The 19,300-nt window shown below is 70.7% G+C and carries 16 protein-coding genes; 3 read left to right on the top strand and 13 right to left on the bottom strand.

What is annotated here, in order from left to right; translation table 11 throughout:
- Nucleotides 1–3: 3 nt before the first annotated feature.
- From D5R93_RS01335 to D5R93_RS14665, 11 genes are all read right to left on the bottom strand, one after another.
- Nucleotides 4–768, bottom strand: a complete 765-nt coding sequence (locus D5R93_RS01335; protein ID WP_162933758.1) for a hypothetical protein — start codon at nucleotides 766–768, stop codon at nucleotides 4–6.
- 2 nt (nucleotides 769–770) lie between these two features.
- Nucleotides 771–2,132, bottom strand: a complete 1,362-nt coding sequence (locus D5R93_RS01330; RefSeq protein ID WP_162933757.1) for a hypothetical protein — start codon at nucleotides 2,130–2,132, stop codon at nucleotides 771–773.
- Nucleotides 2,133–2,429: 297 nt separating this feature from the next.
- A complete protein-coding gene (locus tag D5R93_RS01325) occupies nucleotides 2,430–3,293 on the bottom strand; it encodes a glutathione S-transferase C-terminal domain-containing protein (protein ID WP_119836227.1) in 864 nt (287 codons plus the stop codon).
- A 103-nt stretch (nucleotides 3,294–3,396) separates the two neighbouring features.
- Nucleotides 3,397–6,618, bottom strand: a complete 3,222-nt coding sequence (locus tag D5R93_RS01320) for a hypothetical protein (RefSeq protein ID WP_120203333.1) — start codon at nucleotides 6,616–6,618, stop codon at nucleotides 3,397–3,399.
- 60 nt (nucleotides 6,619–6,678) lie between these two features.
- The gene (locus D5R93_RS01315; RefSeq protein WP_119836225.1) at nucleotides 6,679–8,475 is read right to left on the bottom strand and encodes an HSP90 family protein; all 1,797 of its coding nucleotides are present in this window, start codon (nucleotides 8,473–8,475) and stop codon (nucleotides 6,679–6,681) included.
- Nucleotides 8,476–8,704: 229 nt separating this feature from the next.
- Nucleotides 8,705–9,412: a DUF6620 family protein gene (locus D5R93_RS01310; RefSeq protein WP_120203330.1), complete on the bottom strand. Its 708-nt coding sequence runs from the start codon at nucleotides 9,410–9,412 to the stop codon at nucleotides 8,705–8,707.
- 70 nt (nucleotides 9,413–9,482) lie between these two features.
- Complete coding sequence (locus tag D5R93_RS01305) at nucleotides 9,483–10,619, bottom strand: TFIIB-type zinc ribbon-containing protein (protein ID WP_120203328.1); 1,137 nt, start codon at nucleotides 10,617–10,619, stop codon at nucleotides 9,483–9,485.
- Between the two features lie 270 nt (nucleotides 10,620–10,889).
- Nucleotides 10,890–12,197, bottom strand: coding sequence for an ABC transporter ATP-binding protein (locus D5R93_RS01300; RefSeq protein WP_243106869.1), 1,308 nt, complete (start codon nucleotides 12,195–12,197; stop codon nucleotides 10,890–10,892).
- A gap of 19 nt (nucleotides 12,198–12,216) precedes the next feature.
- Nucleotides 12,217–12,351, bottom strand: a complete 135-nt coding sequence (locus D5R93_RS14430) for a hypothetical protein (protein ID WP_279221376.1) — start codon at nucleotides 12,349–12,351, stop codon at nucleotides 12,217–12,219.
- A gap of 270 nt (nucleotides 12,352–12,621) precedes the next feature.
- Nucleotides 12,622–13,731, bottom strand: coding sequence for an ABC transporter permease (locus tag D5R93_RS13740; protein ID WP_243106868.1), 1,110 nt, complete (start codon nucleotides 13,729–13,731; stop codon nucleotides 12,622–12,624).
- A 313-nt stretch (nucleotides 13,732–14,044) separates the two neighbouring features.
- Nucleotides 14,045–14,686, bottom strand: a complete 642-nt coding sequence (locus D5R93_RS14665; RefSeq protein ID WP_341466854.1) for a thiamine ABC transporter substrate-binding protein — start codon at nucleotides 14,684–14,686, stop codon at nucleotides 14,045–14,047.
- A 300-nt stretch (nucleotides 14,687–14,986) separates the two neighbouring features.
- Between D5R93_RS14665 and D5R93_RS13735 the strand changes: the two genes are divergently transcribed.
- The 3 genes from D5R93_RS13735 (at nucleotide 14,987) to D5R93_RS01280 (ending at nucleotide 17,524) form a co-directional block, all read left to right on the top strand.
- Nucleotides 14,987–15,166, top strand: coding sequence for a hypothetical protein (locus D5R93_RS13735; protein ID WP_243107106.1), 180 nt, complete (start codon nucleotides 14,987–14,989; stop codon nucleotides 15,164–15,166).
- Nucleotides 15,167–15,667: 501 nt separating this feature from the next.
- Complete coding sequence (locus D5R93_RS01285; protein WP_162933756.1) at nucleotides 15,668–16,240, top strand: hypothetical protein; 573 nt, start codon at nucleotides 15,668–15,670, stop codon at nucleotides 16,238–16,240.
- Nucleotides 16,241–16,459: 219 nt separating this feature from the next.
- Nucleotides 16,460–17,524 (top strand): hypothetical protein, encoded by a 1,065-nt coding sequence (locus D5R93_RS01280; RefSeq protein ID WP_119836221.1) that lies wholly within the window; start codon nucleotides 16,460–16,462, stop codon nucleotides 17,522–17,524.
- A gap of 143 nt (nucleotides 17,525–17,667) precedes the next feature.
- Here D5R93_RS01280 and D5R93_RS01275 read toward each other — a convergent pair whose 3' ends face one another.
- Together D5R93_RS01275 and D5R93_RS01270 are read right to left on the bottom strand one after the other, a co-directional pair.
- Nucleotides 17,668–18,747 (bottom strand): DNA cytosine methyltransferase, encoded by a 1,080-nt coding sequence (locus D5R93_RS01275; protein ID WP_119836220.1) that lies wholly within the window; start codon nucleotides 18,745–18,747, stop codon nucleotides 17,668–17,670.
- Complete coding sequence (locus D5R93_RS01270; RefSeq protein WP_243107006.1) at nucleotides 18,744–19,238, bottom strand: MAE_28990/MAE_18760 family HEPN-like nuclease; 495 nt, start codon at nucleotides 19,236–19,238, stop codon at nucleotides 18,744–18,746. Before D5R93_RS01270 ends, D5R93_RS01275 begins: the two co-directional genes overlap by 4 nt.
- Nucleotides 19,239–19,300 lie beyond the last annotated feature (62 nt).

Genomic DNA, 19,300 nt, shown 5'->3' with positions numbered 1-19,300 from the left:
TGCTCACTCCCCGATCCTCGCGCTAAGAAGGGTGTCCATGACCGGGCTGGACCCGGACAGCAGCTGCCCCGGTCCGGCCACCGCCAGCACCGCCCACATCCCCGTAGCCCCGTCACTGATCCACAGGGACGCGCACTCACCAGGGCTCTGCGAGGTCCATCCCCGCTGGGTGTCCACGTGGTACCAGGTCATGTAGTAGGCCTCCTCCGTACCCGGCCACTGCTCACGGCTACGGACCACGTACGGGTTAGTGCCGCGCTGGACCGCCAGCAGGGAGATCTCCTGGTACTGGCTCTCCGCCAGCAGGGAGCGCCCCAGGTCCGGGGCGTAGAAGGTGTGGACGTCGGGTGAGGGGTCCCCCTCCAGGTCAGGGAAGAGGATGGTCGTCTGCTCCTGGCCGCCGCTGGACTCCCCCTTCTCCACAGTAGTTCCCTCGGGGGCGGTGAGGGTGAGACCGTCCTGGGTCACGGCCTGCCCCTCCTGGGTCACCTGCTTAATATTCCGCGACGCGTACTCCGGCTCCAGCCGCACCTCATTGGGGTTGCGCCACTCCACCGGGGTCGCTGTCGCCGCAGCCGCCTGCTGGTCCCCCTCCTGCTGCTCCGCGTCCTGCCGGGCGCACCCCGCCTGGCCCGCCACCAGCAGCGCACCTGGCAGGGCCAGGGCCGAGCGACGCGGGAGAGCCAGGGGGCCGCCCCTGGGCCGACGTGGCAGAGCGCGCCTCCCCATAGTCGCCACAGCCGTCATCAGGCTCGTCACAGTCGTCATGGTCACTCGCACCCTTCCCACGGCAGCCACTCGTCACCCTCCAGGTACCGGCCGTTAGAGTACGTGGTGGAGGAGCTCTCGTCAGAGTACCCGAAGCCGAAGCCGATCCCGCCCGGCTTGAAGTTCGCACTGAGCCCGAAGTCGGTCTGTCCCTCAGTCTCCACGTCCTGCGCGGTGACGGTCCCGTTCTCCCTCGCCTGGGCAATGTAGTCGGCCAGGGCGAAGTGCGCCCCGATGGGGTTGGAGGACGCTCCCGCGGCCCCCACCGCCCGGGCCAGCGCCCAGCCCTGCTCGGCGTCCGGACCGGTCAGGTCGATCGTCGCCTCATAGATGCGTCCACCGGAGGCCGGAGCCGTGGTCCAGTCGTCGCCGAAGGGGTTTGTTGCCGACGCCTCCGCGTTCCCTGCGTACATCAGCTGCATCGAGGTCTCGATCGGCTCCCCGTCCTTGTCAAAGGTGACCGCCACGACCGCCTCCTGCTCACCGGAGGCCTCTCCCTCGCTCTGGTTGACACCGGGCACGCCGTTGTTCCCCTGGACCGAGCCGTCCACCTTGGCACTGTAGTACACGGTCGTCGTCCCGTCGCCGGGGGAGGTGGTGACTCCCAGCATGTTGGCCTGGTTGACGCCCGCCTCCACGTGCGTGGAACCACCGGTGGCACTGGTACTGGCACTCGTGGTCACCCCGCCGGCGTAGGTGACGGAGGTCGGCTCCGGCGGGGTGTAGCTGCGAGCACCGTTCCTGTCCGTGACGTAGTTGTAGGCGGAGTACAGAAAACCGCCCACACCAGAGACGGCCGAGACAGCCTGCTCCTCCTCCGCCTGCTGCAGGTAGGCCCGCAGCTGCTCGGCCTCCTCAGCGGAGTTGACGGTGTAGGTCGCGGTAGCCTCCCCCTTCAGCCCCGCACCGATACCAGCGCTGGCACCACCCCCGTAGGTGTTGCCGTCAACCGTCACCTCAAGGCCGTAGTCAGTTCCCTTGCCCTCCCCGATAGAGATGTTGGCCGTGTTGGTGGCGGAGACCTGGTAGGTCCCGTCGCTCATCTCCACCACCGTGATCGTCCCGGTCCCGTCAGCGGTCGCGAACACCGACACGCTCACGCTTCTGCTGCGTGACGACTCAGAGAGCTTGCACGGCCCATCCGGCTCGTGGGTCTCCTCGGCCTCGGTGCTGGCCTCCCCGCACTCCAGCTCCGGGCCTCCCACCGCCCGGCTCACCGTGGAGACCAGCTCGCAGCCGATCTGGCGGGCTGCCGGGGAGACGGCGATAACCACCGCCAGGAGCAGCGCGACCACGATGAGAACAGCCCCGACGTACTCCACAGTCGCCTGACCGGACTCGCGATGACGTGTGCTCCTGCTCACTGCTGCTCTTCCTTCCCGCCCCCGCCTGCCGGGGTCCGCCCACCATCTCAGCAGGAGCAGCGAGCCTGTCACAGGGGCGATCGCCCCAACGAGCGACCTGACGACCGCCCTGGCGAGCCACGGAAGACCAAGGCGGGGCGAATAGCGCAGGAGGGAGGCGCAAGAAGAACAGGAAGAGGGCGGGAACCAGGACGGCGGTCAGGGACTCAGGGGCAGAGCTAATCCCCCCTGAACGTGAATGTGTTCCCCGCATACGGCGGCCAGGGACTCTAGGGACAGAGCCCCAGCCCAGCTGCCTCACAGTCCCAGGGCGCTGCGCTCCTCAGGGCCGACCCATCCGGCACGTCCCTCCAGCGCCCGGAACCAGCGGGCCAGGGCAGGCCAGAAGGAGATCGGCGGGGCCTCCCCGTCCGGGTAGCCCTGCCGTCCGCGGTACTCGTAGTCCTGCACCGTGGTGAACAGGCGGATGTCACTGCCCGTGGGGGCGTCCCCGCACAGGAACTGGCCGATGGAGACCAGCGAGGACAGGGGCGGGCCGTCCAGCATAGTCAGCCCAGCCTCCCGGGAGGCCTCCATCCCTGTTGCCCGGGCCAGCAGGGTGTCGATGACGTCGAAGGCCACCAGGACCCCGTTGGCGGCCTCGGCCGCCGCCGCCTCGTCCTGGGAGTGGGTGGCCACGGCGTGCCCTCGGTTGACGTGCTCACCGACCCACCGGTCCCAGGCGTCGGTGGAGTTGCGCCGCCCCAGGGGGTAGAGGTCGGGGGCGCCGTCGCGGTGCAGGTCCCACCAGGCTGTGGCCAGGTCGAACAGGAGGGAGCCGGAGTCGTCGCTGACGACCTGCCCGGTCGTGGTGTCCACCAGGGCGGGGACCGTGGGAGGCGGCTCGTAGCCGGGGGTGGTGGCATAGACCTCCGCCAGCGACCGAGCGCCCAGGACAGGGTCCTCCCCGGGGGCGCCGTCCGGGCCGGTCAGCTCCCAGTAGCCGTCCTCACCTCTGCCGTAGGTCCACGACACCGGGATCGCCTCTGTCAGCCCCAGCAGGCGACGGGCGATGAGCACCCGGCGGCACCACGGGCAGCTCCCTGAGGCGACCAGGCGGTAACGACCTGCTTCCACAGGAAGGTCGTCGTCAGTAAATCGGTGGGATACTGCCAGGCCCATGTGCGCCTCCTGGGTCAAGATGGGGCTCGGTCGTGCTCAGGAGTCAATCATCCCCCGACCAGCCCCGGCAGGCCCCATATTCTCAGGTGGCGAACCGACAGGCTCAGCCCAGACTGGCCTCGATACTGTCCACGAGCCCCAGGGCGTCGTGACCGTCCCAGCGGGGGTGAGCCAGGAGATCACGCACCCGCGCGCACGCAGCCAGGGCCTCCCCCTTCTCGCCACGCTGGGCGTGCAGGCGGGCGAGAAGGCACAGCGGCCGGGCGGCCGACTCACGGTCGTGGGAGACCATGTAGCCGGAGAAGGCCTTCTCGCAGTGCTCCAGGGCAGGGCCGCTCTCACCGGTGCGCCACAGGATCCACGCCATGTCGTCGTGCCAGTCGCCCAGCTCCCAGGCGGCGGGGTATCCGACGGTGTCAGGCACGTCCTCAACAAGCCCCCTGGCCTCCTGCATGAGGGCGAGGGCCTCCTCCAGGCGGGAGCGGGCCGTGGACAGGGGGCTGTCGTCCACCAGCGCCCGCGCCGCCCGACGCAGGAGCCTGCCCCGCTCTGCCCGCTCCGAGTCTGTGCTGGAGTCCTTGGTGGCGGCGGCCCGCTGGAACAGGGCTGCCGCCCAGGTGCTGTCACCGGTGCTCGCGGCGGCCGCGGCCGCGCAGGCGAGGTGCTCGCCAGCCGCTGCCTGCCGCCCCTGAGCCTCTAGGACCTGTGCGGCTGCCAGAGAGTGGTCCACCACGTCGTGGTACTCGCCCAGCGCCGTAGTCGTCTGGGCCAGCTCCCGGTGCAGATAGGCCACCAGGCTGCCTGCACCGGCCCTGTCAGCCAGGGACAAGGCCGTCTCCAGGACCTCGGCGCTCTCCAGGTAGCGCTCACAGGCACCTAGCGCCGTCCCCAGCGACAGCAGGGAGGTCACCGTGTACATGGCGATCCCGGCAGACATCATGACGCTGGTCTGCTCACGGAAGTGCGTGACCGCCTCGGGGAGCCGCCCCGTCCGCATCGCGGCGACCCCCAGGGTGCGCCGTCCCCGAACAGCCAGCACCGGGGAGACCCGCTCATGACGGCGCAGGACCTCCTCCGCCAGCCGTCCTCCGGTGTCGGCGTCGCCGCACTCGGCCAGCACCTCCGCACGGGCCATGTCCAGGATGTCCTCGATCCTCTCGGCGTGGCGGTCAGCAGGTAGCGCTGCGGCCGCGACGGCAGCCGCCTCCAAGGCGTGCAGCGCCTCCTCCCGGGCCTCCAGGTCCGTCAGGACCGAGGCGCCCGCCATGAGGGCGTCGGCAGCCAGCACCAGGAGGTCGCCCGCACTGCCCCTGCCTGGGCTTCCCGGCCCTGTGTGCCCGTGCTCCTCCACGGCACCGACGGGAGAGGGACCGCCTGGGGCAGCGTGTCTGCCACTGGTGCGCGAACCACCACCGGTGAGCCTCTCGACCGTCGCCGCGATCCGGCTGGTCAGCCGCGTGGCCCGCTCCAGGCGCTGTTCACGCTCACCGGCCTGGTCCCGATCGGCGATGCTGTCAGCGGTGATCTCGTTGTCCAGGTTCAGCAGGTCGATGTAGCAGGCCCCCAGCGGCCCGTAGTCCGCCTGGAGCCGGGAGCGCACCCGCAGGCGCTGCGTGACGGCCTCGTCCATGTCCCCACGGCAGGTCAGGGCTGCCGCCCGCAGCAGCCCTGTCTGCGCCTCCAGCCCCTCCACGACCAGGTCGGGGGGCAGGAGGTCGCGGGTGGCGACCTGGTCCACCACGAACCAGTGGTCCAGGGAGGAGGAGCCCACGACCCTGCGCAGCTCGGCATAGCGGCGCACGGCGTCCTGGCCGTCGCGCACCGGCTCCGGAGGAGCCAGGTCCGTCGGCGGGAGGGGCTGACCCTGCTCTGCCGACTCCTCCCCGGGCTCGTCCCCCCGGGCCTGCACGGGCTGCGGCCCACGGGAGGCGGCCACATCCGTAGTGCCGGGCGCCGGGGTGCCGAGCGCCGCCTCCTGTCCCGAGCCGGGAGGGATGATCCCTAGGGCGGAGGCGACATCAGCGTCGTCGCCGGCCTCGACGGGCGACAGGTCGGTGGGTGCGGGCTCAGGCAGGGGCTCGGGCACCCGCAGCAGGCCGAGGCTCCCCGGACTCCCCAGCCTCCCCGCTGTACGGCCGTCAGCCCCGCCCACAGTGCCGCTGTCAGCGCCGCCCCCATAAGCGTGACGGTCAGCATGACCGTCAGCGGCACCCTCGGTGAGAGGGGCACGGATGAGGCTGCGCTCCAGGTGGTCGGAGACTGTCGTGTTGCCGTTGCGACGATCGTAGGCTGCCGCCAGCCGACGGGCCCAGGCGGACAGCCCGGCGTAGGCCTGGGACACGGGGGTGCCCGTCCCCATGGCCGGGTGGGGGCACCACAGGGCCTCAGCGGGCACGACCACACCCAGTGCCTCCTCCCCGGCCCCGGCGCGCTCGACCTCCCTGAGCACCAGGCTCATCCCGCACAGGGCGGCCAGCAGCACGTGGGCCGACTCCGCCTGGTCCAGCCAGCCCACGTGCCGACGCAGGACCTCCATACCCCGCTCCCACCTGCCTGCCAGCGCCAGGTACTCCAGATGATGTCCCACGGCCAGCAGGGCACCCGGATCCCGCCGCAGCCCTCGGTAGGAGCGTAGGTGGGTGTTCCAGGCCGCCCCGGGGCGCCCGGAGGCCAGCAGGGGCAGGAGCACTCGTGACTGCACCGTGCGGGCCTGGAGACCGCAGCCGACCTCCCCGCGCAGCACAGGCACCGCTGTGGCGACCGCCAGCTCCCACCTCTCCGTCCGGTAGGCGAAGGCCACCTGGCGCGCGGGGTCGCAGCCCTCGCAGTCAGAGCTGTCGTCACGGGGCGTGGCCCTCCACGCGGCTAGCTCCTCAGCGGCCTCCTCCTCCAGTCCCAGCAATCCGGCCACCGTGGCCCGCACACCGTGGACCACGTGCATGGAGGCGCCCTCGCTGCGGTAGAGCTCCTCCAGGCTGGCCTCCAGCTGGCGCACCTGCCCCTTGGCCACCTTCGGGTTGGCGGCGGCCACGGCAACCACCCGCGTGAAGTGCCGACGCAGCCTGCGGGCCTGGTCGGCGTCGAACAGGTCCGGGCGCTCCTGGTAGCGCGCGAGGTTGCGCACAAAGGGTTCCAGCGCCTTCCACTCCTCGTTGCCGTGCAGGTAGCCGTCGGTCAGAGCCAGGCGCGCCACGACCTGAAGATCCTCCTCGCCCAGGGCGTCTGCCCAGGTGACGGCCTCGGCGACCAGCGCGGAGGCCCGGGGGTCGCGTCTCAGGGCGTCGGCGTAGGCGAGGCGCTCACGGATGTCTTCACGTGTGGTCATGGGTGGTTCCTTCCGGTCAGGAGCGCAGGAGGCGGCGTCAGGAGCGGCGGCGTCGCGGCGTCATGGCTGCGGCCCCGGCAGGGCTGCGTCCAGCAGGGCACCGAGCGTCTCGGCGGCCCACGAGCGCTCCCTGGGTCCCAGGGTCTGCCTGCCCTGGAGGAGGCACTGGATATAGAGGCCGCGCAGCATCTGCACGACGACGGCGTCATCCGCCCCTGCTGTCACCAGCCGGACGATCAGCGGGTTGGCCCGGTTGAGGACGAGGCGGGGCACGCGGGTGCCTGCGAGCGGGTCAGCCACACCCAGGACCTGCGACCACACGCCGGAGGCCGCCGGGTGGGAGACGCGCACGGCCACAAGGCCGGCCAGGTCAGGGTCGGGCAGGTAGAGGGCCGGCAGGCTGGTCGGCTCGAAGCGGCGCATGACCACCTCGCAGTCCTGGGGGTCGATTGCCTGGGAAGCGAGCACGAGGACGTCGAGGGCCTGCGCCTCCTCCGCCGGGGAGCAGGGGGTGAAGGCCTCCAGCAGCTCGCCGGGGTCCACCAGCGCGATGTCCGCCCTGGCACCCAGGAGGTCGGCGCGGGCCAGGAAGGCGGAGACGACCTCCTCCTCATAGGCGTAGCCCGCGTTGACCAGGACGATGCCCTGGGCAGCGGCTACGTCCGCCAGCGCCCGGTACTGGTCCACGGTCCGGGTAAACCGGACTCTCTGCCCGCTGGAGGCCAGCTGGGAGAGAGTCCTCGGCCCCAGGGTCGTCTCCATCGGCGCGTAGGACACCACCAGCTCCAGCATGGCGCCGTCGCTGACGGCGACGCTGCGCAGCCCCACGGCGTGGGCGGCCATGAACTCGGCGAAGCCCCCGGGGTCGGTACGCGCCAGGCGCTCCAGCCAGGCGCGCACCGCCTGGCCGACTGCCTCTTGGGTGTGGCAGCGCAGGTCGTCGTCCACGAGCTGCTCGCGCGAGGCGGTCAGGCGCAGGTGGGAGGCATCGGCCACCACCCGCACGAAGTAGGCCCACTCCGGGGCCAGCCCCTCCGCGTGGCGCGAGACGAGCATGCGCCTGACATAGGCGGTGTGGTGGGCGCCGGCCGTGGGGTGGGCCGCAGTCACCACTACCGCGATCCCACGCAGCCCGGCGGCAGGCACCTTCAGATCGATGACGTCGAAGGGGTCGACCCCCAGGTGCTCACGGCACCAGTCCTCCTGCTCCTGGCGGGTCAGTTCCCACGGGGCGGCCTGGCGGGCGTGGCGGGTGAGGGTCCCCCCACCACTGCGTACCTGGACCTCGACCGGGAGCAGGGAGCCGAACTCGTCCACCAGGGCACGCACCGTGGCCGACTCCAGCCACGGCTCGCCGGGCAGGCCGGTCAGCGTGACGCTGGTGCCCGGATGGTCCAGGCTGGTGGGGTCGCCAGGGTCCAGGGCGCGCACCTCGTAGGTCCCGTCGGTGCTGCCCGTCCAGGTCACAGTGGGGCTGTCCGGGGCACGGGCGGACCGGGAGCGCACCAGGATCTCGCTGGAGACCATAAAGCACGACAGCATGCCGATACCGAACTGGCCCAGGTAGTCGCCACGCGCCAGCCCCAGCTCGTCACGCTTGGAGGAGGTACCGATGGTTGACAGGAGTTCTCCGGCCTCCTCCAGCGTCAGCCCGACACCGGTGTCGTGGCAGGTCAGGCCTCCGTCGGCGACAGTGAGGGTGACCTCGGCGGGGCAGCCCGGGTCCAGGGCGCGCCGGGCCGCGATGGCGTCCACCGTGTTCTGGAGCAGCTCGCGGACATAGACACGGGGGCCCGAGTAGAGGTTGCGCGAGAGGAGGTCCACCATCCCGCGCAGGTCAACCTGGAATGCTGCCATCGGCTCAGAGAGCTCCTTCCTGTCTGGTCCCCGCGTCGCGTCTCCCGTGCCGTGCAGGTCCGCCCTGGAACGGCGGTGCCAGGGCGTCACGGACCGCCCGCCTGGCCAGGCGGCCTCGGCTGCCGAGCCTAGCCGGGTCCGGCCAGGTCCGTCGCCCAGTGTCCGCCAGCTTGCTGGAAGCCTCATCACAACGCGGGCGGCCCGTCCGCTCCGGGACGGGCCAGGCGTCTCAGAACTCGATGTCAGCGGCAATGTCCCGGGGCGTGCCCCGGGGCGTGTCCCAGGGCGTGTCCCAGGGCGTGTCATTGAAAGCGTCCGGTACGTCGCTGGGCACGCGCCTGGACGCGTCGAGCTGGCCGACCGGCTCCGCCTCTGCGGCCAGGTCGGCCGGATCCGCCTCCTCGACCTGGGCGGTCACCGTGACGGTAGGGCTGGCCAGGAAGAGCGCCACGAAGCGGTTGAGGTCGATGTGGAGGTCACCGATAGCCAGGTGGGCGGTACCGACAGCCTCCGAGTCGTCCCCACCAGCAGCACGGACCCGCATGAACTCCCGCAGCGCGTCGACGACGTCGGCAAAGCGTCCCTCGATCTCGTCGGAGCCGATCACCAGGGTGCGCCCTCCCTGGAAGTCACCCATCTGGTGCGCGTCGGCACTGGCCCGCAGGACGGACTGCTCCCAGTTGTAGAGCAGCTGCTCGGCCTGGGGGATGTTGCCCGCCTCAGCGGCACGGGCGACGTCGATGTGCCCGTCGAGCAGGGGGCTCCAGGTCTGCCACCAGGCCTGAGCGTACTCGGCAGCGCCCGGGGGCAGGTTCGCGGGCACCTGCGGATAGTGCAGGTGGACCATCTCCTCCCCCGGTATCCCCACGTTCATGGGACGGCTGAAGCCGTGGGGCAGGTCCAGGCGGTAGTAGCTCTCGGCGCTGTATCCGGACATGGTGGAGTCCTCTCGGAGGGGTCGTCGGGCAGGTCCAGGACAGGGGCGGGTCAGCCTCCGGTCACGCCGGTCAACGCGGCAGGGCGTCGGGCAGCCGCAGGGCCGCGTCGGCACGCTGCTGGTAGGCGGCCTCGGTGTAGGTGCCCTCCAGCACGCTGTGAGCCAGGGCGTCCCCGGGGCGCATGACCGAGCGCACCACAGCGAGCAGCAGCTCCAGGTGAGCGGCGAGCCCCTGCTGGCGGAGCACGGCTGCGTAGTCCCCGAAGGAGCCGATGATGTTGACGTACTCCATCTCGGCGTAGCGGGAACTCTGCGGGCTGCTCTGCGGCTGGTAGCAGGAGCCCAGCTCGCCCAGGAAAGCCTGCCTCCTGGTCCTGGCGTAGAAGGGCAGCATGCTGGAGAGCGCGTGGAACCAGGCCAGCCGGTAGTACACGTCGTGGACCAGCCTCATCCCCGGGGCCGACTCCTGGGCGGTCTGCTCCTCATAGCGGCGTCTCTGCGGGGCAGCCTGCTCCTGCGCCAGCTCCTCCGCCCACTCCGGTGCCGCCTGCATGGCGGGGGAGGGCTGGAAGACGACCCGGGAGCCGCAACCCGGGCAGGTGAGGTAGACCGCCACGTGGTAGAGCTCGGGAAGAGGCACGCGGGTGCCGCACCGCTGACAGGTGAAGGAGGCCTGGGCCAGCCTCCAGTCCTCGACCGCCCTGTCCCACCCCGACCCGGACTGGGGCACGTCGCGGTGGGGCAGGTCCTGCTGAGCAAGGTCCTGCCGGGGCTGTTCAGGGGGCTGGTACGCCGGGATCTGGTCGGTAGCCTGGTCCTCCAGGCCTGGCCGGGACCGGGTGGGCGCCCCGTCCACGACACGCTCCAGCCGGGTCCGAAAGTCGCCCACCATAGCCCTGGCCGTCTCCAGGAGGTTCTCCAGGGCAGCGCGCTCCTGCGGGGTGAGGTGGTCGTCGTCGATCCTGCCAAAGGGAGCAAGATGCTGGTCGAAGGTGCGCTGCGCCTTGGTGTGGAGGTACATGACGGTGCGACGGACCTCTGCACGGTGCTCCTGTGCGGCCCCGGGGTCGCTCACCTGGAGCCCGGCGGTCACGGAGGCGGCCTGGGCGGTGTACTCGCGAGCGCGCGCCTCCAGGCGGTCCAGGTAGACCCGCAGGCGCTCAGTCAGCGCCTCCAGCTGGCTGCGGTAGTGGGCATAGGTGGGCACAACTGCCTCCTTGCGCTGGGAAGGTGACGACAGGCAAAAGACGAGAAAGACGGAGAAGACAGAACGGAAAGGCAGAAGAGAGACGGGCGGTGGTGGACAGGTGGCCAGAGGCGGGGCCGCCGTGTCCCGGCAGCACCCACCGGCACAAGGCTACGGGATGCTGCTACCTCTCACTTACCTCTCACTGACCCGCCTGCCCGTCACAGTCCGGCAGCCGCCCACGTCCCCGCCCCTCGCACAGGATCGCGGCGTCCACCGCCAGGCCCACCGTCATGAGGCCGGCTCCCCGCCCCCTGCGTACCGAGGCAGGAGCGCGGTCCTTGTCAGGTCGAGCAGCGCGATCACCGGCTCACCTGGCTGACTGGCAGCCCTGGCCACGACGGCAACCCGCTCGCGCCCCGTGGTCACGAACCGGTCGGCACCCAGAGTGACCACCTGGCCGGGCCCGAGGAGGACCTCCACCTCCCACCTGCCCCGGCGCACCCTCGAGCCCAGGGTGGCGCCGACCAGCCTGACCGGCGGCTGCGTCCTCAGACCCGGTGCTCCCGTCTGCTCCCCTGCCTTCCCGGTGGCTGCCGACTCCCCGGCACCGACCTGCCCGGAGCCTGTGCCTGGTGAGACCCTCAGAGTCTCCCCGGACTCCTGTGCCCGCAGCGCCCCGGGCGCCAGGGCGAGGCAGGACCCGCCCCCCGCCCCCGCGGCCAGGAACGGCCCGAAGCCGAGGAACCTGGCGACCTCGTCGCTGCCCGGGTGCGCCCACAGCCTCTCGGGGGTGTCCAGCCGCAGGAGGCGGCCCGAACCCATGACACCGACACGGTCAGCCACAGTCATCGCCTCGTCCTGGTCGTGGGTGACATAGAGGGCGGTGGTTCCCTGGGCACGCAGGATGGAGCGCAGGTCTGCGGCCAGCTGGTCACGCAGGGCACGGTCCAGGGAGGACAGGGGCTCGTCCAGCAGGAGGAGCCGTGGGGAGGGGGCCAGTGAGCGGGCCAGGGCCACACGCTGGGCCTGGCCGCCCGACAGCGTCGCCACCCGGCGCCGCCCCAGGCCGGACAGCCCCACGAGCGCCAGCATCTCCTCCACCCTCTGGGCACGTTGGCCCCGCGGGAGCCGCCTCAGCCCGTAGGCGACGTTCCCGGCCACGTCGCGGTGCTCAAAGAGCTGCCCGTCCTGGAACATCAGCCCGAACCCGCGCCGGTGGACAGGCAGGCCCACCACGTCCTCACCGTCCCAGCGGACCTCCCCGGCGGCCAGGTCCTCCAGGCCTGCCACGGCGCGCAGCAGCGAGGACTTGCCACAGCCGGAGGGACCCAGGAGCGCGACGACCTCCCCGGGGGCCACGTCAAGGTCGAGGCCGCTGACGGCACCGGTAGCAGTGCGCCCCCCATAGGTCACGGCGAGGCCGCGTACGGACAGGCCCCTGGCGCCCGGGCCGGCCGTGCTGGCTGTACCGGCGGCCTCACCTGTGGCGGCGCCACTGGTCCCGGGCGCACCGCTAGTCGTACCGGCCGTACCGTTGCTGCTGGTCCCGGGACTCATGCTGGTCATGATCCTCCTGGTCATGATCGTCCTGGTCATGGTCATCGCTCCTGTCCTCTCAGCTCAGCCACGCGCGCCAGCGCCTCGCATCCCAGCATGACCAGTCCCGCCCCACGGCGAGCACGACCCCGGCGGCCAGGGCCATCCCCTGGTTCTGCGCCCCCGGGCTGGAGATGAGGCGGTAGACCACCACCGGCAAGGTGGGCTCCTGGGGGCGGGCCAGGAACGACGTCGCCCCGAACTCGCCCAGGGAGGTCGCCAGGGCCAGACCTGCGGCCAGCCCGCCCGAGCGCAGCGCCTGGGGCCGTCCACGCTCAGCAGCACTCGGCCCGGCCCGGCTCCCAGGGCGGCGGCGGCCTGGCGCTGGCGGGGGTCGACAGCGCGCAGGGACGGCAGGAGAGTGCGCACCACCAGGGGGACGGCCACCACCGCCTGGGCCAGGGCAGCACCCACCAGGAGCGAGTCAGGGACAGGGCGGGCGGCTCAGGGTGATGAGGAAGCCGAAGCCCACGGTGACCGCGGAGACCCCCAGAGGCAGCATGAAGACGGCGTCCAGGACGACCAGCGCCCGGGCGAGCCAGCGCCCCCGGGGCCGTCGGGACAGGAGCAGGCTGACAGCCACCCCCACCACCAGGGCGATGATGGCGGCGACCACGGCCACCCGCACGGAGGCTGCGGCCGCCTGCCACACGGTGACCACCAACGCGTTGCGCCCCCCGGTGGTGGCCAGGTCGGCATAGTTGGCCAGGGTCCAGGCGCCGTCGCGCTGTAGGGAGCGCGTCACCAGGACCGCCATGGGGGCCACCAGCAACCCGGCGACGGTGGCAGCGGTGACCAGGAGGGCGGGCAGGTCGGCAGGGCTCAGGCGGGTGGGCCTCACCTCGGTACGCGTGCGCAGGCGCACCTGGGTGGCCCGTCGGGCACGCTCGGCCACCCACAGGGCCGCAGCGACGACACCGAGCTGGAGCATGGACAGGACGGCCGCCGCCCGCAGGTCGAGGTACTGGGTGGTGAGCACATAGATCTCGGTCTCGACGGTGCCCGTGCTCGGGCCGCCCAGCACCAGGACCACCCCGTAGGCAGTGGCGCTGAACAGGAAGGTCAGCGAGGCGGAGGAGGCCACGGCAGGAGCCAGGGCGGGCAGGGTGACGGTAGCCAGGGCACGGGCCGGTGAGGCCCCCAGCGCCCGGGCGGCCTCCACGGCGCGGGGGTCCAGCCGGGACCACATGGTGCCCACAGTGCGTACCACCAGGCCGTAGTTGAAGAAGGCCAGGGCGGCGACCACCGCCGTCGTCGTCCCGTCCAGGCCCAGCGCCTCCAGGGGGCCGCCGGTGGTGACCAGCGCGTGGAAGGCGGTGCCCACCACGACGGTGGGCAGCACGAAGGGGACGGTGACCACGGCGCGCAGCAGGCCCCGCCCGGGGAAGCGGCGTCGGTAGAGGACCAGCGCCCCGGGCACGCCCAGGACCACGCAGGCGGTGGTGGCCAGGGCGGCCTGGACCAGGGTCTGTCGCAGGACCCGCCAGGTGCGCTCCCGGGTAAGGACCTCGGCGACACCACCGGGGTCAGGCACGCCCTCGGGGCCAGGCCGCGCGCCACCAGGGTGGCCACCGGCCAGGCGAACAGGAGGGCGAGCAGGCCCAGAGGCAGGGCGAGCGCCAGGGTCCAGCCCAGGCGCTCCGCCCAGCTGGGCCTCGGGCCGGGCGGGCCGGCCCGGGACAGGGGCGCTCCTGCCCGGCCGACGTGACCGCCGGACCTGGGGTGCCCGGGCTCACCGGTACGCCCGTGCCCACCGGTGCACCCGTGCCCGCCCCGTCGCGTGACCGGGGCAAGGCTGCCGGGCTCGCTGTTCCCCGGGCGCTCGGGCACCCCGCCTGCTGCCGGGCTCACGCGCCGACAGCCCCGCTCCAGGCGCTCAGCCACTCCTCCCGGTGGGCGGTGATGTCCTGGGGGCTGACAGTGACGGGGTCGGGAGCCAGCGGCCCGAAGGACTCCAGCTCGGGGGGCAGGGAGGCCTCGGCATCCACGGGGTACATGTACATCTGGCCGGGGATGTCCTCCTGGACCGCCCGGGAGAGCATCCACTCCACGAAGGCCCGGCCTCCTTCCGGGTTGGCGGCCCCGGTGAGCACCCCGGCGTACTCCACCTGGCGGAAGGCGGTGGCAGGCAGGGCCGCGGTGGTGGTGGCCGAGCCGTCGTCGGTGAGGGTGTAGGCGGGCGAGGAGGAGTAGGACACCACGACCGGGTAGGAGCCCTGGCCGCCGCCTGCGGTGAAGTCGGTGTAGTAGGCGTCGGACCACCCGGCGTCGATGCGGGTCCCGCCCTCGACCAGCGTCTTCCAGTAGCTGGCGAAGCCGGAGCCGGCACCGGTGCCGAAGTGGCCGACGGTGGCCAGCATCCAGGCCAGGCCGGTGGAGGAGGTGGAGGGGTCGATGGCCACCAGGAGGGGGGCGTAGTCGCTGTCGGCGAGGTCCTCAAAGGTGCTCGGTGCAGCGAGGTCGCGGTCGGCGAAGTAGGCGGTGTCGATGTTGAGGCAGACGTCGCCGACGTCGACGGGGGCCAGGGCAGGGGTGTCCTCGACGACGTAGCCGTCGGCCCCCGGGGCAGGGCGGGGACGGCGGTGGTGTCGATGACGCCCTCGGCCAGGGCGCGGGAGGCGTAGGTGTTGTCGATGCCGTAGACGGCGTCGCCCAGGGGGGCGTCCTTGGTGAGAACAAGCCGGTTGACCAGCTCGCCGGTGTCACCGGAGGGCAGGGTGGTCAGCGTGTAGCCGGTGTCGGCCTCGAAGGCGGCGAGGAGGTCCTCGGAGAGGCTGAAGGAGTCGTGGGTGACCACGGTGACGGTGCTGCCGGAGGCTGCGCCGCCGGGGTCCCCGCCTGAGCAGGCGGCCAGGGCGGCCGACAGCGTGGCCGCCAGCGCCCCGGCGCCCCCGGCGGTGAGAAGGCTGCGGCGGGAAGGGGTGGGGCTGAGGCGGGCGGCGCAGGTGGGGGCGGGGCTGAGGCGGTAACGGGAGCGTCCCGGCCCCAGCCGGGTCAGTGGCTGCGGAACCAGCAGCCGGGGGCCAGTGCGCACCTGGGAACGGCTGCACGGCTGGGTGTGAGCGCACGGCCGGAGTCGGCTGCTCTGGGGTGTCTGTGTTGTTGTCATGGTTGTCATGGCTGTGCCTCCAGGATGGTGGTCCGGAGGGCCTGGGCAGGCGGCACGCTGGCCACGGTGCTGCGCGCACTGCCCAGGGAGATGTCTCGACTTCCTTCGCCGGTGCTAGCCGGAGCAGGTTCGAGGGTCTGCGGGTGCCCGCACTCTCAGCGCCGCTGCCGCTGACGGGGCCGGGCTGGCCGTGGTGGTTGGCACGCTGGCCGGACCCGGGCTGCCTGGCGGCGGGGCGCTCCCCTGTCGCAGGGTCCATGGTAGCGGGTGGTGGCGGGGCCGTGTGGTGGGTGTAGGCAGGCTGTTCTGGCTTGGAGACGCAGACGCTGAAGAACACCGCCCGTTCGGCTATTGTTCATCCGTGACGGTGACGGCTTACGGCGATGAGAGCATCCGTCGCACAGGTGTACCCGAGTCGATGTACTTGCTCGGCGCCTATCTTCATGACGACGCCCTCCCGGACCCGATCAGCCCCCTGAAGAAACTCGCGCGAGGACCCAAGCTCCACTGGCGGGACTCCGTGCCCCACGTCAGGAAAGAGGCGTGTCGCGTCATCGGCTCCTCCTCTGCCCGCCATCTGATTGTCCTCGCCTCTCCCTTGGTGCATGGTGCTCACGAAGAGCAGGCACGCCAGCAGGCGCTCATGACGCTAGTGACAATTCTTGCCTGTGACTACGATGTCGGGAGGTTGGTGCTTGAGCACAGGCAACGGAAGCAGGACGACAAGGATCAAGCCACTGTCGCTATCGCTCGTCAAAGCGGGATGATCTCCACACGCTTCAGCCTGCAGCACGCCTACGGTGATGAAGAACCGCATCTGTGGGTACCTGACCAGGTTCTTGGTGCTTACGGCGACGCGAGGACAGGGAAAACCACAAACTGGAACCTGCTGGCTGCTTCCGTCCGGCTGGAGACGATACAGCCCACCAGGTAGCGCGAACGCCGGGCCCTATGACCTCACAGGCGCCCGGCGTCTACTTCCGCTCCGCACCGTAATGCAGCGGCAGACAGAGTATGACATGACCCCGTCTAGGAAGCAACCCCATGCGCTCCACTAGTCGGTGACAGGGCGCTCCCCCTGTCGCAGGGACCATGGTAGCGGGTGGTAGGGGTGGCGTCCGCGACAGCGGCACGTCTTGCTACGGTTGGAGGGGTGAGCACCGACGCCTCCAGCAGCCCTGGCCTGAGAACCCGCGACCTGCCCGACGTCGAGACCATGACCCGCCATATCGCGGTGGACGCAGCCCTCATGAACGCCTCCCTCAACAGGGTCGGCGGCCCCCGCGCCGGGGACACCGGGGAGCCTGGGGACACCGTGCTGGTCCCTCCGCACTACACCGGAGCGCAGCCCCACGGGTGGTACTACAGTGACGGCGGCGGCTCCTGGGCGCAGTTGATCCAGCTCACTGGTGGCCGGGCACTGCTGGCGGGCTTCGACCGGGACGTGTCCTTCGGCTACTCCGGCGAGGAGGACCCGCGCCGGGGCCTGCCGGAGTGGGCTGCCCGGCTCCTGCCTTGGAGACCACAGGACAGACAGACCCGGCACGTCCAGTGGTGGACTGTTGCCGCGCTCTACGACGGGCAGCAGTGGTGGGAACCTGACACCGACGACGCTGGTGTCGAGCTGAGCGGACTGGAGATGCTGGCAGCGGGTGATGAGTGCCTGCAGCAGTACGCTGACGACTCCTTCTCCGACTACTTCTTCGGGGTGGACCTCAGCCCTAGAAAGCCTCCCACCGATGAGAGGGAGGCGCGCCTGCGGGCACTGACGGACGAGGTCGTCAACGAGTTCTTCTTTGGCGGCGGCCCCGGCACTGGCCCCGGCCTTGGCCCTGAGGAGCCTCCCGCCGATGACCCGCTGGCCGCGGACCCGCTGATGACCGTGGAAGGTGTCCGTGAGGTCCTCGCACGCGTCCCGGACATTCCCGGGCCTGTCCTGCAGAAGCTGATGGACATGGCGCACGACTTTCGGATCCACCACAGACCGAGGCAGGAGGCACGCGCCCTGGCCCGTGACGTCGAGGAGGCCTTCGACACCTGCCGCAGGCACGCCCTGCGCCGTGCTGTTAGCCAGGGAGCCGACCTGACCGAGGAGGCACTGCTGGCCCTGGCGGGCAGCCCGGAGTGCAGCCTGACTACCGGGGTGCAGGCCGCCCGCAGGTTTGCCAGCATCACCCCGCTGCCCGACGGCGCCGATCTCGGCTACCCCCTGGGCTAGGGCATCGCGGGCTACTAGCTGTGAGCCGTGAGACACCTGGTGCTTACGAACGGACCTTGATGTGCCGCCCGGTCGTTAAGCCGCGTGCCACGGTTCCGCTCCCAGCCTGACGCCATACGAGCCCCTCGCTGACGCAGCCGCCCTCAGTGCGCCTCCACGGCGTGGTTTGGACGAGTGAACTGTGCGGCATGCGCCACCAGCGTCTGCCCCACCGCCTCTCCCAGGCGCACGGGAACAGCGTTACCTATGAGGCGGCCCAGGACGTTGAACCGGACAGGCTCATCGGGCCGCACAAACTTGTACTTCGGCGGGAAGGTCTGCAAGATCGCGGCCTCGCGAAGTGAGATGGCCCGATCCTGCTCGGGATGCCCGAAACGCCCGTTGCCGTATCCGAAGCACTGAGTAGTGATGGTCGGACTCGCCTCATCCCAGGACATGCGTCCGTACACGCTCGGGTAGGTCGCACCACTGGTCTTGCGGTGACACGCGGCTCGGAGGTCCTCGGGCCAGTCACGCCACGTCCCCCCCGGCTTCGAATGACGTATCCGCTCCAGGTTCACCCTGCTCAGCCGAGAGGCTACGTGCAGCCGGTCCTCGGGGTCCGACTCGCCAGCCCTGATGGGGCGGAGTCCCCCGATAGCCTGACGCACAGTCCTTGCTTCCTTCCCCTCCTGCGAGAGGGGAAGGCCGACGTCGCCGAGTCGTGAGGCGACCAGGACAAGACGCTTTCTTGTCTGCGGGACACCAATACGAGCGGCCTGGACTACGGACCACCCGACCGAGTAGCCACTCAGGTCCTCCACGAACCGGCTAAATACCGGATGGTCCAGCAGCTGCGGCACATTCTCCATCGTCACGAGGTCAGGCTGGACCTCTCGCACCAGCCTGCCAAACGTCTCAACAAGCTGCCAGTCGCTACCGCGCCTCTTGCTGCGGCCAGAGCGGCTGTATGTCGAGAACGGCTGGCAGGGCGCGCACCCGGCAATCAGGCTGACATCAGCTCCACCGACGAGCCGCTCTACCTCTGACGCCTCAAGGTCATTCACGTCGCCTTCAACGAACCTCGCCTCATTGTTAGCCTCATAGGGATACCTGCATGCGGGATCAATATCGATCCCGGCTACGACGTCTATGCCAGCCCGGGCGAGGCCGTGGGTGAGTCCACCGACTCCACAGAACAGATCAACAGCACGGATCGAGAGGGTGCCGACCTCCTTTCTCACGAAACTCGCACCTCCCGTCTTCTTTCCCGTCTCCTCTTGCCTACGATCTCACGCGCGATGAAGCTATCGAAGCAGCCGACGGCTTCTCGCAGGTAGTCACTGACCGCGTCGGCAACCTCCTTGAGCTCACCGACTGTCACGGTTTCCCCACAGCACTCGACAAAGGACAGCGAGCCGTGCGCCAGCCTGTTACGGCGGTCCTTGACAAGCTTCAACGCACCCATATTGTCTCTGATATGGCGCTTGGCTGCCTGAGATACATCCCGGGAGATCACCAACCTGCAACCGACGCGCTCGCAGAGCTCCTTGATAGAGACGTCATCCCAGTTCCCTCCTCCACCAGGGTCGATCTTGAAGCCCTTGACCGGCACCTGGTCCAGGAGCTGTTCGCACATGCCGAGAGCAGCCTCCAGCCGTCTCTTAGGGCCGAGGTCGTTTCCGACAGGCTGCACAGGCCTGCCTTGAGGATATCGTGGCGAGAGCGCCATCATCGACACGGCGGGCTGGTGATCCCTAAGCCCGTTTCCGGGAGAGTACCAGGAGATACCGACGC

The organism is Actinomyces lilanjuaniae (genome assembly GCF_003606385.1).
GTDB lineage: Bacteria > Actinomycetota > Actinomycetes > Actinomycetales > Actinomycetaceae > Actinomyces > Actinomyces lilanjuaniae.
The sequence above is the reverse complement of the archived record's forward strand: the minus strand, read 5'-3'. Positions and strand labels throughout refer to the sequence as shown.

Bases quoted from the DNA above. Each gene is read 5' to 3' on its own strand.
- D5R93_RS01320 (WP_120203333.1), bottom strand. From the start codon at position 6,618: ATGACCACACGTGAAGACATCCGTGAGCGCCTCGCCTACGCCGACGCC.
- D5R93_RS01300 (WP_243106869.1), bottom strand. From the start codon at position 12,197: ATGACCAGGACGATCATGACCAGGAGGATCATGACCAGCATGAGTCCC.
- D5R93_RS01270 (WP_243107006.1), bottom strand. From the start codon at position 19,238: ATGATGGCGCTCTCGCCACGATATCCTCAAGGCAGGCCTGTGCAGCCT.
- D5R93_RS01310 (WP_120203330.1), bottom strand. From the start codon at position 9,412: ATGTCCGGATACAGCGCCGAGAGCTACTACCGCCTGGACCTGCCCCAC.
- D5R93_RS01335 (WP_162933758.1), bottom strand. From the start codon at position 768: ATGACGACTGTGACGAGCCTGATGACGGCTGTGGCGACTATGGGGAGG.
- D5R93_RS01325 (WP_119836227.1), bottom strand. From the start codon at position 3,293: ATGGGCCTGGCAGTATCCCACCGATTTACTGACGACGACCTTCCTGTG.
- D5R93_RS01315 (WP_119836225.1), bottom strand. From the start codon at position 8,475: ATGGCAGCATTCCAGGTTGACCTGCGCGGGATGGTGGACCTCCTCTCG.